This window comes from Marivita sp. (assembly GCF_020055635.1).
Taxonomy (GTDB): domain Bacteria; phylum Pseudomonadota; class Alphaproteobacteria; order Rhodobacterales; family Rhodobacteraceae; genus Marivita.
The window spans coordinates 1-15,214 of the sequence record NZ_JAIPUT010000003.1 but is presented as its reverse complement, the minus strand read 5'-3'; the positions used below and the strand labels follow the sequence as shown (position 1 = coordinate 15,214).

Sequence of the window (15,214 nt, the reverse complement as noted above, 5' to 3'; positions counted from 1 at the left end):
GCGCAACATTATTGCGCTGCGGATTTTGCATTTGAAAAGAAGCTACAAAAAAGGGGCGCACATGGCGCCCCTGACATATGTGCGATCCGCCTCGGATCAGTCGCGCTCCACACAGAGCGCAACGCCCATGCCGCCCCCGATACAGAGCGTGGCAAGGCCTTTCTTGGCGTCGCGTCGCTGCATTTCGAACAGCAGCGTGTTCAGGACACGCGCGCCGGAGGCACCGATCGGGTGACCGATGGCGATGGCACCGCCGTTGACGTTCACGATGGCCGGATCCCAGCCCATGTCCTTGTTCACCGCGCAGGCCTGCGCCGCGAAGGCTTCGTTTGCCTCGACAAGATCCAGATCACCGACCGACCAGCCGGCCTTTTCCAACGCCTTGCGGGACGCGTGGATCGGGCCGACGCCCATGATCGACGGGTCCAGTCCGGCGGTTGCGTAGGATGCGATGCGCGCCATCGGTGTGATACCGCGCTTTTCGGCATTTTCCGCCGACATAAGCAGGACACCGGCCGCGCCATCGTTGAGGCCCGAGGCGTTCGCCGCCGTGACCGACCCGTCCTTGGTGAAGGCCGGGCGCAGCTTCTGCATGCTTTCAATCGTTGCGCCGTGACGGATGTATTCATCCTTGTCGACCACGATGTCGCCCTTGCGGGTCTTCACGGTGTAGGCGATCACCTCGTCGTCGAACTTGCCTGCCTTCTGGGCGGCTTCGGCCTTGTTCTGGCTGGCGACAGCGAATTCGTCCTGCTGGTCGCGGCTGATCTGCCACTTCTCGGCGACGTTTTCGGCGGTCTGGCCCATGTGGTAGCCGTTGAATGCATCCCAAAGGCCATCGCGGATCATCGTGTCGATATATTTGACATCGCCCATCTTGTGACCGGCGCGCAGATGCGCCGCGTGGGGCGACAGCGTCATGTTTTCCTGACCACCGGCACAGATCACTTCGGCATCACCCAGCATGATGTGCTGCGCACCCAGAGCCACGGCCCGCAGACCCGAACCGCAGACCTGGTTGATGCTCCAGGCCGCGCTTTCCTGCGGCAGTCCGGCGTTGATATGCGCCTGGCGCGCCGGGTTCTGGCCCTGGGCGGCTGTCAGAACCTGACCGAGAATGGTCTCGGAGACGGCTTCCTTTTCGATTCCGGCGCGTTCGACCAGCGCGTTCAGAACGGCCGATCCCAGATCATGTGCGGGTGTATTTGCGAAAGAGCCACCGAACGAGCCAACGGCTGTTCGAGCGGCGGATGCGATAACGACGTTGGTCATGTGTTCCTCCACCAAGGTCAGGGTCCAGAAGTGATTCCACAGGGATTATCGCGTATTTGCGTCCGCGGCCCCAGACCCGTTCTCGCGCCCTCCTAACGCAATGGTAGACATTCGCATACCGGACAGGGTGTCTCAGCCCATTTGCGCATGGCCGGGTTGACCTTGCGTCATGGCAGGTCGCGCAAGCCCGTCAATGCATCTGCGCCTCTTGGCCGGTGGGTCGCCAGGGCGGCTCCATCGTTGGCGCGGCGAAATAATAGCCCTGAAGAAAATCGACCCCGAGATCGCCGAGGGCCATGGCATCGGCCTGCGATTCGACGAACTCGGCCACCGTGAACATGTCGAACTGCTGCGCGATCGCGATGATCGCGCGGGTCAGGACCTGGTTGTCGGGATCCTGCGCGATGCCGCGGATGAACTGGCCATCGATCTTGAGAATGTCGAACTGGAACTCCTTGAGGTGCCGCAGCGCCGTGTAACCCGCACCGAAATCATCAAGCGCGAAACTGATGCCAAGCCTTTGCAGATCGCGCATCGCCTGCATCACAAGCTCGGGCACCAGCATCGCCGACGCTTCGGTGATTTCCAGGATCAACCGCTCTGCCACCGACGGGTCGCGCGCCAGCCCCCTCTCGAGCACCTTGCGCCATTTGTTGTACCCGATGGACCGCGCCGACAGGTTGATCGCCAGCCGGATATCGGGCGTGTGCGCAAGGATACGCAACCCGTGTTCGAGCGACAGGCAGTCAAGCAGGCGCCCGGTCTCCCGTTCCTCGATCGCCTCGATGAACTGGCCTGCCGGTATGATCCGGCCGGTCGGATCGGTGACGCGGATCAAGCCTTCGTAAAAAGCGGTCCGATCCTGCCTGTGCGCATGGACGACGGGCTGAAAGGCCAGCCGCACCTCGCGGTGATGCACGGCCTCTTCGACGATCCTGAGGATATCCTGGTCACGGGACCGCACCGCCATTTCGATCGGCGACGGCCCGAACGTTTTCCTGACTGAGCGCTGCGCCATGGGAACCCTTTTCGATTGCATCGACACTCTGCGCGACGGGTCTTAAGCAAGGTTTAATGCACGCCGGAAATTCGCGTGTTGACTCTGTGCAAGGCAGACGTATAAGCGCGGCTTCATTGGTGTTGGTGGCCCCTGCAAGGGGATGCCTGTCATGGGTTTGCGCCCAAGAGGACAACGCCCTTCATAGTCGCCCTGCGGGGCGTCGTTCCAGGAAGGAGATCAGCCGTGACAAAACGCACGTCTGCCAAGTACAAGATTGACCGCCGGATGGGTGAAAACATCTGGGGTCGTCCGAAATCCCCGGTCAACCGTCGCGAATATGGCCCCGGCCAGCACGGCCAGCGTCGCAAGGGCAAGATGTCGGACTTCGGCCTTCAGCTGCGCGCCAAGCAGAAGCTCAAGGGCTATTACGGCGACCTGACCGAAAAGCAGTTCCGCCGCATCTTTGCCGAAGCCGAACGTCAGCGCGGTGATACCGGCGAGCAGCTGATCGGCCTGCTCGAGCGCCGTCTGGACGCGGTGGTCTACCGCGCCAAGTTCGTCGCGACGATCTTTGCGGCCCGCCAGTTCGTCAACCACGGCCACGTGACGGTCAACGGCCAGCGCGTCAACATCCCGTCCTACCGTGTCAAGGAAGGCGACGTGATCGAAGTGCGCGAAAAGTCCAAGCAGATGACCGCGGTTCTCGAAGCCGTACAGTTGCCCGAGCGTGACGTTCCGGACTACGTCGAAGCCGATCACTCCAAGATGACCGCGACCTTCGTGCGCACTCCGGGCTTGGGCGATGTGCCCTACCCGGTGATGATGGAACCGAACCTCGTCATCGAATATTACGCGCAGAACTGATCCGTACGGGTCGACCGTACGATGCGTACCCTTCAAAGCCGTCCCGGATCGGGGCGGCTTTTTTATGTTCGGATCAAGCGGACACAAAAAAGGCCGCGCGAACCGCGCAGCCTTGTTCAGATCGGTTCAGAGAACTGCGGCTCAGACCCAGTAGATATCCCGGAAGACGTGCCGCGCGATATCTTCGCGCTTCAGTCCACGGGCGGCCAGCGCCTCGTCCGTCATCGATTGCAGCCGCTCAACTTCGCGAATACGCCAGTTGGATTCTGCGATTTGTGTGAAGCCGCGTGTCAAGCCATTGATCAGGCTTGAGAAAAAGCCGGATCGTTCGGCTTGGTATGTTTGTGCGAGTGCCATGGGTCACCTATGATTTGCTCATTATTTCTGCACCCGTACCTAAGCCCTTGAAAACGCGGCGAGTACCTCCGCTTTGGAATACCCGCCACGCGGTGACTGCATGGCGCTGCAGTGCAGCATCCGTCGAATCCACCTCTTTCAAAATTTTACCAGTTGATAAAATTTTTGACCCGTGAGAGCGTTCGGGAAACGGTCTAACGGATCTCGGAGTACGGAAATGGACGCCAGGACCTTGAAAGAAGGGATTGTTTCGGGGCGGCTTGATCCCGACGCCCTCAGCGCCGGCTTTGCCGATCTGCACGCGCCGCTTAGCGATCACGAGGCTTTGGTGGCCGCGGATCGGTGTTATTTCTGCCACGATGCGCCGTGCATCACCGCCTGCCCCACGGATATCGACATCCCGCTTTTCATCCGCCAGATTACCACCGGCACACCCGAAGCGGCGGCCAAGACAATCCTGACGCAGAACATCATGGGGGGCATGTGCGCGCGTGTCTGCCCAACGGAAACGCTCTGCGAGGAAGTCTGCGTCCGCGAGGTTGCCGAAGGCGAGCCGGTCCAGATCGGTCGTCTGCAACGCTACGCGACCGACACCTTGATGGCGCAGGGCGTTCATCCTTTCTCCCGGGCGGCCCCGACCGGCAAGCGTATCGCCGTTGTCGGGGCCGGTCCGGCAGGGTTGGCCTGTGCGCATCGGCTCGCCATGCATGGACATGACGTCGTGGTGTTCGACGCGCGGCCCAAGGCGGGGGGACTGAACGAATACGGCATTGCCGCCTACAAGAGCACCGAGGATTTCGCGGCGCGCGAAGTGGACTGGCTTTTGCAGATCGGCGGGATCGAGATCCGCAATGGCATGTCACTTGGCCGCGAAATCCGCATGGCCGACCTGCAAGACGACTATGACGCGGTGTTCCTTGGCATGGGGCTCGGCGGTGTGAACGCGCTGACCGCGCCGGGGGCCGACAAGGACGGCGTGCTGGATGCGGTGGGCTTCATTGCCGATCTGCGCCAGGCGACGGATCTCGGCCAGCTTCCTGTCGGGCGCGACGTGGTGGTCATCGGGGGCGGCATGACCGCAGTCGACGCGGCGGTGCAATCCAAGCTGCTGGGCGCCTTGAACGTCACCATCGTCTATCGGCGCGGACGGGATCGGATGAACGCCAGTGTGTGGGAACAGGATCTGGCCGCCGCCAAGGGTGTGCGGATCATCACCAACGCCTCGCCTATTGCGGTGCATGGCAACGGGACGGTGCGCGAGATCGAATTCGAATTCACCGACGATGATCTCAACCCGACGGGCCAGACCTTCCGGCTTGCGGCCGACCAGGTGTTCAAGGCCATCGGCCAGACGCTGACCGGTGAGGACCTGCCCGATCTGGATGGCCGCAAGATCGCGGTGATTGGGGCTGGTCGGACCTCGGTCTCGGGGGTCTGGGCCGGGGGCGATTGTGCCGCTGGCGGGGATGACCTCACCGTGACCGCCGTGGCCGAAGGGCGCGATGCTGCCGAAGATATCCACGCCGCGCTGATGCGCGCCTGATCCGGGAGGATTGAGAATGGCTGACCTGACCACCGATTTCGTGGGCATCAAGAGCCCGAACCCGTTCTGGCTCGCCTCGGCGCCCCCAACGGACAAGGAATACAACGTCCGCCGGGCCTTTGAGGCCGGCTGGGGCGGTGTCGTCTGGAAGACGCTGGGCGAGGCCGGACCACCCGTCGTCAACGTGAACGGGCCGCGCTATGGCGCGATCTGGGGCGCGGACCGCCGGCTTCTGGGCCTGAGCAATATCGAGTTGATCACCGACCGCCCGCTGGAGGTGAACCTGCGCGAGATCAAGGCGGTCAAGCGGGATTACCCGGACCGTGCCATGGTCGTGTCGCTGATGGTGCCCTGCGAAGAGCAGGCGTGGAAAGCAATCCTGCCCTTGGTCGAAGAGACTGGCGCGGACGGGGTCGAGCTCAATTTCGGTTGTCCGCACGGGATGTCCGAACGCGGCATGGGAAGTGCCGTCGGGCAGGTGCCCGACTATATCGAAATGGTCACGCGCTGGGTGAAGCAGAATACCCGCATGCCCTGTATCGTGAAACTGACGCCGAACATCACCGACATCCGCAAGCCTGCGATGGCCGCCCATGCGGGTGGCGCGGATGCGGTGAGCCTCATCAACACGATCAATTCGATCACCTCGGTCGATCTGGACCTTTTCGCACCGGAACCGACGATCGACGGCAAGGGCGCGCATGGCGGTTATTGCGGCCCTGCGGTCAAGCCGATTGCGCTCAACATGGTGGCCGAGATTGCGCGATCGCCGGAGATGCGAGGGTTGCCGATCTCAGGCATCGGGGGTGTCACCACCTGGAAAGACGCGGCGGAGTTCATGGCGCTGGGCGCGGGCAACGTGCAGGTCTGCACGGCAGCCATGACCTATGGCTTCAAGATCGTACAGGAGATGATCTCGGGCCTGTCGCAATATCTGGATGAGAAGGGCATGCAAGGCACCCAGGATCTGGTCGGGCGGGCGGTTCCGAATGTCAGCGACTGGCAGAACCTGAACCTGAACTACGTCACCAAGGCGCGGATCGATCAGGATTTGTGCATCTCCTGCGGGCGTTGTTTCGCGGCCTGCGAAGACACCTCGCACCAGGCGATCGCCATGTCCGACGATCGGGTGTTCACCGTCAAGGATGACGACTGCGTGGCCTGCAATCTTTGTGTGAATGTCTGTCCGGTCGAAGCGTGCATCACGATGGAGGAACTTTCCTCCGGTGCGATCGACGCACGGACCGGTCGAAACGTGGTGGCAGAGCACGGGGATTGGACAAGCCATCCGAACAACCCGGCGGTGGCACAGGCTGCGGAATAATATTATTCGTACGAATAATCTCGGGCAGCAGAAAATTCGTACGAATTTTCTGTGACCTCAACAAAGCTGGCGGATCGGGCGGCGGTGACACACGATCACGTAGTCGTCTCCCACCTCGTAGAGACGAAACCCTCTTGCACGGACTTCGGCGATGAGAAGGCTGACGCCGATTTCTCTTTGGATGCTGTGTTTGTTTCGTCGCAGAATGCCACCCTGTTTGGCGGCGCGGGTATTGAACAGCTGATCTCGCCAAGGGGCGTTCAGTCGGGGTGAGTCGGGGAATACGGAGCAATCATTCATGCCCGGAATTTGCGGCACTGCGGTTAATGCCAAGTAAATTCATCAGGGCGCCAGCAGTTTCCGGAACATGTCTTCGACAAAAACCTCCGCGCCACCCGCCCGATTGTCGTCTCCCGGCAATAGCACCGCGATCTGGGCTTCGAAGTCGGCATAATGCTGCGTCACGGCCCAGATCGAAAAGATCAGGTGCGCCGGATGCATCTGCGCCAGTTTGCCGTCATCCATCCACCGGGTGATGATCGCGCATTGCCTGTCGAAGAGCGGCTTCAGGATGCTTTCCAGATGCGGCAGCATCCGTGGAGCGCCCTGCACGATCTCATTTGCAAACAGCCGGGATTCGCGGGGGTAAAGGCGGCTCATTTCCATCTTGCGGCGGATGTAACCGATCATTTCCTCCAGCGGCTCCCCCTCCGGGTCCATGGCATCCAAAGGGCTCAGCCATTCTTCCAGAAGCGTGTTCAGCAGGTCGATATGGATCGCTTCCTTGCTTTTGTAATAATAGATCAGGTTCGGTTTGTGCATGCCGCAGGCTTCGGCGATCTGGTCGAGTGTCGTGCCGCGAAATCCATGCGTGGCGAACAATCCCAAGGCAGCGTCGCGAATGCGTCGGCGGTTTTCCGTCTGGATGCGGCTTGGTTTGCGGGTGCGGGTCACGAGGCAACTCTTTCCTGCCGGATTACAGGGCAAGTCTGACATCCCGGGTGGACGCGGGCAAACTCATTCCAGAACACACCTTGACAGCCTGAGGGTGCGTTGCAATCGTAACTTTACCAAATGGTAAAAAACTTGCGGGCCGACGCGCTTTGGCCACGCGGGAAAAGACAGCGGCGAGGGAACGGGAATGGCAGCACCGGGAGAAAACCTGCGGATCAATGGCGACCGCCTGTGGGATAGCCTCATGGAGATGGCGAAGATCGGACCCGGAGTGGCAGGGGGCAACAACCGCCAGACGCTGACCGACGAAGACGCGGAAGGCCGGGCTCTGTTCCAGAAATGGTGCGAGGATGCGGGCTGTACCATGGGGCTCGACGAGATCGGCAACATGTTCGCGCGGCGCGACGGCACGGACCCGGACGCGCTGCCCGTCTATGTCGGGTCCCATCTCGATACGCAGCCTACCGGTGGCAAATACGACGGTGTTCTCGGCGTGCTGGGGGGGCTGGAGATCCTGCGCTCGCTCAATGATATGGGCATCAGGACCAGGCACCCGATCGTCGTGACCAACTGGACCAACGAGGAAGGCACGCGCTTTGCGCCGGCGATGCTGGCGTCGGGTGTGTTCGCAGGCAAGCACGACCTGCAATGGGCGTTCGACCGGACCGATGCCAAGGGCAAGACATTCGGCGACGAACTGGACCGGATCGGATGGAAGGGCACCGAGAAAGTCGGGGACCGCAAGATGCATGCGTTCTTCGAACTGCATATCGAACAGGGGCCGATCCTCGAGGCCGAGGGCAAGGATATCGGCGTGGTCACGCATGGGCAGGGCCTGCGCTGGATCGAATGCACCGTGACCGGCAAGGAAAGCCATACCGGATCGACGCCGATGCACATGCGCAGGAACGCGGGCCGGGGCCTCGCGCTGATCACCGAGCTGGTGCACGAGATCGCGATGAAGAACCAGCCCAACGCGGTGGGGGCGATCGGCCATATCGACATCCATCCCAACAGCCGTAACATCATTCCGGGCAAGGCAGTGTTCACGGTGGACCTGCGCACGCACCTGATCGACAAGCTGAACGACATGGTCGCCGAATTCATGGAGCGCGCGCCGAAGCTCTGCGAGGACATCGGCGTGTCGTTCGACAGCCACATCGTCGGCCAGTTCGACCCGCCCGCTTTCGACGAAAGCTGCGTGAAAGCGATCCGCGATGCGGCGGAGCGTCTGGGGTATTCCCACATGGATATCGTGTCGGGCGCCGGACATGATGCCTGCTGGATCAACGACGTGGCACCCACGGCGATGGTGATGTGCCCCTGTGTCGACGGGCTGTCGCATAACGAGGCCGAGGAGATTTCCAAGGACTGGGCGGTGGCGGGGACGGACGTGCTGTTCCATGCGGTTGTAGAGACCGCAGAAATCGTCAGCTAGACCGGGGGCTCTGCCCCCGTCGCGCTTTGCGCGACTCCCCCGGGATATTTTTGAACCAGAGAAGATCAGGACCACGGAGTAGACCATGACCACGATCATCAAGAACGGAACGGTAGTCACAGCGGACCTGACCTACGAGGCGGATGTCGCCATCGAAAACGGGGTCATCACCGAGATCGGTCCGAACCTGAAGGGCGGTGAGGAACTGGACGCGACCGGGTGTTACGTGATGCCGGGCGGGATCGACCCGCACACGCATCTCGAGATGCCGTTCATGGGCACCTACTCCTCGGACGATTTCGAGAGCGGCACGCGCGCCGCATTGGCGGGCGGCACCACGATGGTGGTGGATTTCGCGTTGCCCAGTCCGGGGCAAGGTTTGTTCGACGCGTTGCAGATGTGGGACAACAAGTCGACCCGGGCGAATTGCGACTACTCGTTTCACATGGCGGTCACCTGGTGGGGGGAGCAGGTGTTCAACGAGATGGAGAGCGTGATCAAGGATCGCGGCATCAACACGTTCAAGCATTTCATGGCCTACAAGGGCGCGCTCATGGTCAATGACGATGAGCTTTACGCGTCGTTCAGCCGCCTGTCCGAGCTTGGCGGGATCGCCATGGTTCATGCCGAGAATGGCGACGTGGTGGCGGAACTGACCGCCAAACTATTGGCCGAGGGCAATACCGGGCCGGAAGGCCATGCCTATTCGCGGCCCACGCAGGTCGAAGGAGAGGCAACCAATCGCGCCATCATGATCGCGGACATGGCTGGTGTGCCGCTCTACGTGGTGCATACCTCCTGCGAGGAATCGCACGAAGCGATCCGGCGCGCCAAGATGCAGGGCAAGCGCGTCTGGGGAGAGCCGTTGATCCAGCATCTGACGCTGGATGAAAGCGAATATTTCAACCAGGACTGGGATCACGCCGCGCGTCGGGTGATGTCGCCGCCCTTCCGCAACAAGCAGCATCAGGACAGCCTGTGGGCGGGTCTGCAATCGGGGTCGCTGTCGGTTGTCGCCACGGATCATTGCGCCTTCACCACGGAACAGAAGCGGTTCGGGCTGGGTGATTTCTCGAAGATTCCCAATGGTACAGGGGGGCTTGAGGATCGGATGCCGATGCTCTGGACCCACGGGGTGACAACCGGACGGTTGACGCCGAACGAATTCGTCGCTGTGACCTCGACCAATATCGCCAAGATCCTGAACTGCTACCCGAAGAAGGGGGCCGTTCTGGTCGGTGCGGATGCCGATCTGGTGGTTTGGGATCCGGAGAAGGAAAAGACAATTCAGGCCAGCACGCAGCAATCGGCGATCGACTACAACGTATTCGAGGGCCAGCATGTCAAGGGCCTGCCGCGTTTTACCCTGACGCGCGGCCATGTGGCGGTGCATGATGGCGAGATGCGCACGCAGGAAGGCCATGGCACGTTCGTCAAGCGGCCGGGCAATGGCACGGTGAACCGCGCGCTGTCGAAATGGAAAGACCTGACGGCCCCGCGCCCGGTGGAGCGGTCAGGGATTCCCGCGACGGGCGTTTGATGCAAGACCCAGCGGTACAGGACCGGAGCGTGACGTCACCGGTGATCTCGGCCACGTCACTGGACCTCACCTTCCAGACAAATGACGGCCCGGTGCATGCGCTGTCCGGCATTGATCTGGAGATCGGGAAGGGCGAGTTCGTCAGCTTCATCGGCCCTTCGGGCTGTGGCAAGACCACGTTCCTGCGATGCATCGCGGCGCTTGAGGCCCCAACGGGCGGCATGCTCACCGTGAACGGGATGACGCCGGATGAAGCGCGCCGCGCGCGGGCTTATGGCTATGTCTTCCAGGCGGCGGGGCTTTACCCGTGGCGCAGCATCGAGAAGAACATCGCCCTGCCGCTCGAGATCATGGGGTATTCCAGGGCCGAACAGGCCGAGCGCATCAACCGGGTTCTGGACCTCGTGGAATTGTCGGGGTTCGGCAAGAAATACCCCTGGCAATTGTCGGGCGGGATGCAGCAGCGGGCATCCATCGCGCGGGCGCTGGCCTTTGACGCGGACATCCTGCTGATGGACGAGCCGTTCGGCGCGCTTGACGAGATCGTGCGCGACCACCTGAACGAACAACTGCTCGAGCTGTGGGCCAGGACGGAAAAGACCATCGGGTTCGTGACGCATTCGATTCCCGAGGCGGTTTACCTGTCGACCAAGATCGTGGTGATGAGCCCGCGCCCCGGTCGGATCACGGATGTGATCGACAGCCCTTTGCCGAAAGAACGTCCGCTCGACATTCGCGATACGCCGGAATTCCTCGAGATCGCGCACCGGGTGCGGGATGGGCTACGGGCGGGACATGCCTATGACGATTGAGGCGTCATGAGGAACATCCTGCCCATTCTTGCCGTGCTCGCGGCCCTTGCCGTGCTCTGGTACGCGGCGGTGGCCCCGATGAACATTCGTGGCGCGCTGGATGTGGCAGATCGCGGGGGAGCCGAGGTCATCCCCGCGGAACCGCGTGACCGGTTCGAGCAATCGGCCTGGCGTCTGATGATGGCCAATCCCGATCATATCGCCTTGGGCTACAGCCTTGACCGGCCCCGCCTGCCGACCCCGGTGCAGGTGGCCGACGAGCTTTGGAACACCACCGGCGAGATGGCGCTGCGCGGGAGGGCGATGTCGAAACGGTCGCTGATCTACCACGGTTGGATCACGCTGCAATCGACGCTCTGGGGCTTTGCCTTGGGCACCGTTCTGGGCATGGCCGGGGCAATCGCCATCGTCTACAGCCGGGTGGTGGACATGAGCCTGATGCCGTGGGCCATCATCAGCCAGACGGTGCCCATCGTGGCGCTGGCGCCGATGATCATCGTGCTGTCCAGCCAGGTCGGCATCGAAGGGCGGGGCGTGCCCAAGGCGATCATCTCGGCTTACCTGTGTTACTTTCCGGTTCTGGTCGGCATGGTCAAAGGGTTGCGGTCGCCGGGCGCGGCGCAGCTTGATCTGCTCCGGACCTATTCCGCCTCGGGCGTGCAAGCCTTTCTGAAGCTGCGATTGCCCGCGTCGATGCCGTATCTGTTCACGTCGCTCAAGATCGGCATCGCGGCGGCGCTGGTGGGAACCATCGTGGGCGAATTGCCGACCGGCGCGATTTCCGGCCTGGGCGCGCGCATCCTGATCGGAGATCAGTTCGGCACGCCCCTGGCGATCTGGGCGGCACTGTTCGCAGCGGCGATCCTGGCGGGGATCCTGGTGACGCTGCTGGACCTGACGCAGCGGATCATCCTGCGGCGGATGGGGATGCAGGCATGAGCTGGCTTGTCTTTGCCCTTGTCTTCTGGATCGGCGCCTGGGCCCTCAATGCCTCTCTGGCCAATTCGCGCTGGCGCGGGACCATCGGTGTTCGGGTGCTCATCCCGGTGCTGTTCGGGGTGACCTTGATCGTGCTCTGGGAAGGCTTCGTTCGGGGGCTGGGTGTGTCGCCTGTGATCCTGCCCGCGCCGTCGACCGTGGCAGGGACCTTTGCCGCCTCGACCGACATCCTGTGGGAGGACTTTCGCCAGACGGTGCTGAAAGGTGCGTTGTCGGGCTTCGTGATCGGGGCGCTGGCGGCGTTCGCGACCGCCATCCTGATCGACCGCTCGGCGTTCCTGACGCGGGGTCTTCTTCCGATCGGGAACTTTGTGGCGGCCTTGCCGATCATCGGGATCGCACCGATTCTGGTCAACTGGTTCGGATTCGACTGGCAGTCCAAGGCTGCCGTCGTGGTGGTCATGGTGTTCTTTCCGATTCTGGTGAACACGGTGCAGGGCCTGCGCGAAACCGACGCCATGCAGCGCGATCTGATGCGCACATATGCAGCCGGATACCTCGACACATTGATAAAGCTGCGGCTTCCCGCGGCGCTTCCGTTCATTTTCAACGGGCTGAAGATCGCGACGACGCTTGCATTGATCGGGGCAATTGTTGCTGAATACTTCGGGTCACCCACACGTGGCATGGGATTTCGGATTTCGACAGGCGTGGGAAGCCTGTCGATTGACCTCGTGTGGGCGGAAATCGCCGTCGCAGCAATGGCTGGTACAGCGTTCTACGGGCTTGTGGCCTGGATGGAACGGCGCGTGACGTTCTGGCACCCGTCACATCGTCGAAACTAAAACGAAAAACGACAACCTGGAGGTGAACGATGAACTCGAAGATACTTGGAACACTGGCAGCCATCGGACTGGCCGCGCCCGCATGGGCGGCGGATGACGTTACGCTACAGTTGAAATGGGTCACGCAAGCCCAGTTCGCGGGCTATTACGTGGCGCTTGAGAATGGCTACTACGAAGAGGCGGATCTGGATGTCACGATCAAGCCGGGCGGTCCCGACATCGCGCCGACGCAGGTGATCGCCGGGGGCGGTGCCGACGTGATCGTGGAATGGATGCCAGCCGCCCTGGCAGCGCGTGAAAAGGGGCTTCCCTTGGTCAATATCGCGCAGCCTTTCAAAAGCTCCGGGATGATGCTGACGTGCTGGAAGGATGCAGGGATCGAAAGCCCCGATGACCTGAAGAACCGCACCTTGGGGGTCTGGTTTTTCGGCAACGAATTTCCCTTCATGTCCTGGATGAGTTCGATGGGCATCTCGACAGATGGCAAGAGCGAGACCGGTGTCGAGGTTCTCAAACAGGGCTTCAATGTCGATCCCCTGTTGCAACGTCAGGCAGACTGCATCTCGACCATGACGTATAACGAATACTGGCAGGTCATTGATGCCGGCGTCAGCCCGGACGAGCTTGTCACCTTCAAATACGAGGACCAGGGTGTCGCGACGCTAGAGGACGGGCTTTATGTTCTGGAAGAAAACCTGGAGGACCCGGCCTTTGTCGAAAAGATGCAGCGTTTTGTAGATGCGTCGATGCAGGGTTGGAAATGGGCCGAGCAAAACCCCGAAGAGGCGGCGATGATCGTGCTCGATTACGACGAGACCGGTGCGCAGACCGAGACACACCAGAAGCGCATGATGGGCGAAGTGGCCAAGCTGACAGCAGGGTCGAACGGCGCGTTGGATCCGGCCGATTTCGAACGGACGGTGCAGACTCTTCTCGCCGGAGGATCCGATCCGGTGATCACCGCCGATCCGGGGGATGGCGCCTGGACACACGCGGTATCTGACGCCCTGAACTGAGCCGAAAGCGGTTCACATGACATCGGAAGGGCCGGTCCAGGCCCTTCTTTCTATCGGCGCAGGGTGTCCCCATAGCTGATCTTGGGGGTCAGTTCGATCACGCTTGGCGCGCCGTCCGGTGTGTTGACCCGCTCGGAAATGATCTCGGCGGCCTTGCGTCCGATTTCGGTGCGGCACGCGTCCATCGTCGCCAGTTTCCGGGGCAATCCATCCAAAAGCTCGACCCCGTTGAACCCGGCCAGACCGATTTGATCGGGGATGTCGATCCCTTTGTCCAGAAGCGTCAAGAGTCCGCCGGCTGCGATCATGTCGTTGGAATAATAGAGGAAATCCAGCTCCGGATCGCGGTTCAACAGCGTTTCGGTCATCTCCCGGCCTTTGGCAAGGGCCGACCCACCGGAATAGAATTCCTGATCCGCAACCTCGACCCCGCTTTTCGCCAAGGCCCCGGTAAAGCCTTCGAACCTTTTCCGCGCCCGGTGATCCAGCGGCATCTTGGTGCCCAGAAATCCGATGCGCTGGTACCCTGCCTTCAGGATGGCCTGCGCCATCTTGCGACCTGCCCTGCGATGGGAAATGCCCACCATGGAATCGATCGGGGTGCCGTCGACATCCATGATCTCGACCACGGGGATTCCGCTTGCGCTCAGCATGGCGCGCGAGGCGTCGGTGTGCTCCAGCCCGGCGATGATCACGCCGGAGGGGCGCCACGACAGCATCTCGTAAAGCACGCGCTCTTCTTTCTCGGGCAGGTAGTCGGTGACGCCCACCACGGGTTGCAGTTCTGTTTCTTCCAGAACGGCGCTGATGCCCGACATGACTTCGGGAAACACCATGTTGCGCAGACTCGGGATGATCACCGCCACCAGGTTCACCCGCTGGCTCGCCAGCGCTCCGGCGATCTTGTTGGGCACGTATCCCAATGATTTCGCGGCCGAAAGCACGCGTTCGCGCGTCGCAGCCGAAACGTCTCCGCGATTGCGCAGAACGCGGCTGACCGTCATTTCCGAAACGCCGGATGCCTCGGAAACATCGCGCAGCGTCAGGGGGCGGGTATCGTCACTGGCCAAGAGCATCATCCTAACTGTCCTGTTACGAACGATATCCCAATCTCTTGCAGACCGGCAAGCGATTGCGCTCTTTGTAAAAAATCGAACCGGGTAATGACAAAGCGCCGGGGAAAAAGTATGCCTGATCTGCGCGGTCCCGTGGCTCAACTGGATAGAGCAGCCCCCTCCTAAGGGGCAGGTTGCAGGTTCGAATCCTGCCGGGATCGCCAGAAGCCTTTGGACCCCATGGTTTGTTTGAAT

At 61.6% G+C, this 15,214-nt stretch carries 15 protein-coding genes and 1 tRNA gene; 10 read left to right on the top strand and 6 right to left on the bottom strand.

The genetic code is table 11. The features are described from left to right. Positions 1–96: 96 nt before the first annotated feature. Both LCF60_RS02335 and LCF60_RS02330 read right to left on the bottom strand, forming a co-directional pair. Positions 97–1,272 (bottom strand): acetyl-CoA C-acetyltransferase, encoded by a 1,176-nt coding sequence (locus LCF60_RS02335; RefSeq protein ID WP_292289407.1) that lies wholly within the window; start codon positions 1,270–1,272, stop codon positions 97–99. A gap of 190 nt (positions 1,273–1,462) precedes the next feature. Then, positions 1,463–2,290: an EAL domain-containing protein gene (locus LCF60_RS02330; protein ID WP_292289406.1), complete on the bottom strand. Its 828-nt coding sequence runs from the start codon at positions 2,288–2,290 to the stop codon at positions 1,463–1,465. 225 nt (positions 2,291–2,515) lie between these two features. On the opposite strand from LCF60_RS02330, the gene rpsD reads away from it, so the two are divergent. Beyond that, entirely contained in the window at positions 2,516–3,136 is a 621-nt protein-coding gene (gene rpsD, locus LCF60_RS02325; RefSeq protein ID WP_292289405.1) for a 30S ribosomal protein S4, read from the top strand. A 141-nt stretch (positions 3,137–3,277) separates the two neighbouring features. On the opposite strand, the gene LCF60_RS02320 is transcribed toward rpsD, so the two are convergent. Then, complete coding sequence (locus tag LCF60_RS02320; protein WP_292289404.1) at positions 3,278–3,493, bottom strand: DUF1127 domain-containing protein; 216 nt, start codon at positions 3,491–3,493, stop codon at positions 3,278–3,280. 217 nt (positions 3,494–3,710) lie between these two features. On the opposite strand from LCF60_RS02320, the gene LCF60_RS02315 reads away from it, so the two are divergent. Together LCF60_RS02315 and preA are read left to right on the top strand one after the other, a co-directional pair. Beyond that, positions 3,711–5,036 carry an NAD(P)-dependent oxidoreductase gene (locus LCF60_RS02315; RefSeq protein WP_292289403.1) on the top strand — a complete coding sequence of 442 codons (1,326 nt, stop codon included), beginning with the start codon at positions 3,711–3,713 and terminating at the stop codon, positions 5,034–5,036. A 16-nt stretch (positions 5,037–5,052) separates the two neighbouring features. Continuing rightward, positions 5,053–6,360 (top strand): NAD-dependent dihydropyrimidine dehydrogenase subunit PreA, encoded by a 1,308-nt coding sequence (preA, locus tag LCF60_RS02310; RefSeq protein WP_292289402.1) that lies wholly within the window; start codon positions 5,053–5,055, stop codon positions 6,358–6,360. Between the two features lie 57 nt (positions 6,361–6,417). Here preA and LCF60_RS02305 read toward each other — a convergent pair whose 3' ends face one another. Both LCF60_RS02305 and LCF60_RS02300 read right to left on the bottom strand, forming a co-directional pair. Beyond that, positions 6,418–6,693, bottom strand: a complete 276-nt coding sequence (locus LCF60_RS02305) for a hypothetical protein (RefSeq protein WP_292289401.1) — start codon at positions 6,691–6,693, stop codon at positions 6,418–6,420. Between the two features lie 9 nt (positions 6,694–6,702). Next, complete coding sequence (locus tag LCF60_RS02300) at positions 6,703–7,314, bottom strand: TetR family transcriptional regulator C-terminal domain-containing protein (RefSeq protein ID WP_292289400.1); 612 nt, start codon at positions 7,312–7,314, stop codon at positions 6,703–6,705. A gap of 187 nt (positions 7,315–7,501) precedes the next feature. Between LCF60_RS02300 and LCF60_RS02295 the strand changes: the two genes are divergently transcribed. From LCF60_RS02295 to LCF60_RS02270, 6 genes are all read left to right on the top strand, one after another. Then, entirely contained in the window at positions 7,502–8,752 is a 1,251-nt protein-coding gene (locus tag LCF60_RS02295) for a Zn-dependent hydrolase (RefSeq protein WP_292289399.1), read from the top strand. 85 nt (positions 8,753–8,837) lie between these two features. Beyond that, positions 8,838–10,292, top strand: a complete 1,455-nt coding sequence (gene hydA, locus LCF60_RS02290; protein ID WP_292289398.1) for a dihydropyrimidinase — start codon at positions 8,838–8,840, stop codon at positions 10,290–10,292. Next, the gene (locus tag LCF60_RS02285) at positions 10,292–11,104 is read left to right on the top strand and encodes an ABC transporter ATP-binding protein (RefSeq protein ID WP_292289397.1); all 813 of its coding nucleotides are present in this window, start codon (positions 10,292–10,294) and stop codon (positions 11,102–11,104) included. The genes hydA and LCF60_RS02285 overlap by 1 nt, the downstream gene beginning before the upstream one ends. A gap of 6 nt (positions 11,105–11,110) precedes the next feature. Continuing rightward, positions 11,111–12,043: an ABC transporter permease subunit gene (locus LCF60_RS02280; protein ID WP_292289396.1), complete on the top strand. Its 933-nt coding sequence runs from the start codon at positions 11,111–11,113 to the stop codon at positions 12,041–12,043. Then, entirely contained in the window at positions 12,040–12,888 is an 849-nt protein-coding gene (locus LCF60_RS02275) for an ABC transporter permease (RefSeq protein WP_292289395.1), read from the top strand. Before LCF60_RS02280 ends, LCF60_RS02275 begins: the two co-directional genes overlap by 4 nt. Positions 12,889–12,917: 29 nt before the next feature. Continuing rightward, complete coding sequence (locus tag LCF60_RS02270; RefSeq protein WP_292289394.1) at positions 12,918–13,904, top strand: ABC transporter substrate-binding protein; 987 nt, start codon at positions 12,918–12,920, stop codon at positions 13,902–13,904. A 50-nt stretch (positions 13,905–13,954) separates the two neighbouring features. On the opposite strand, the gene LCF60_RS02265 is transcribed toward LCF60_RS02270, so the two are convergent. Beyond that, a complete protein-coding gene (locus LCF60_RS02265) occupies positions 13,955–14,974 on the bottom strand; it encodes a LacI family DNA-binding transcriptional regulator (protein WP_292289559.1) in 1,020 nt (339 codons plus the stop codon). 132 nt (positions 14,975–15,106) lie between these two features. Between LCF60_RS02265 and LCF60_RS02260 the strand changes: the two genes are divergently transcribed. After that, positions 15,107–15,183 (top strand) — tRNA-Arg (locus LCF60_RS02260). Positions 15,184–15,214: the final 31 nt, after the last annotated feature.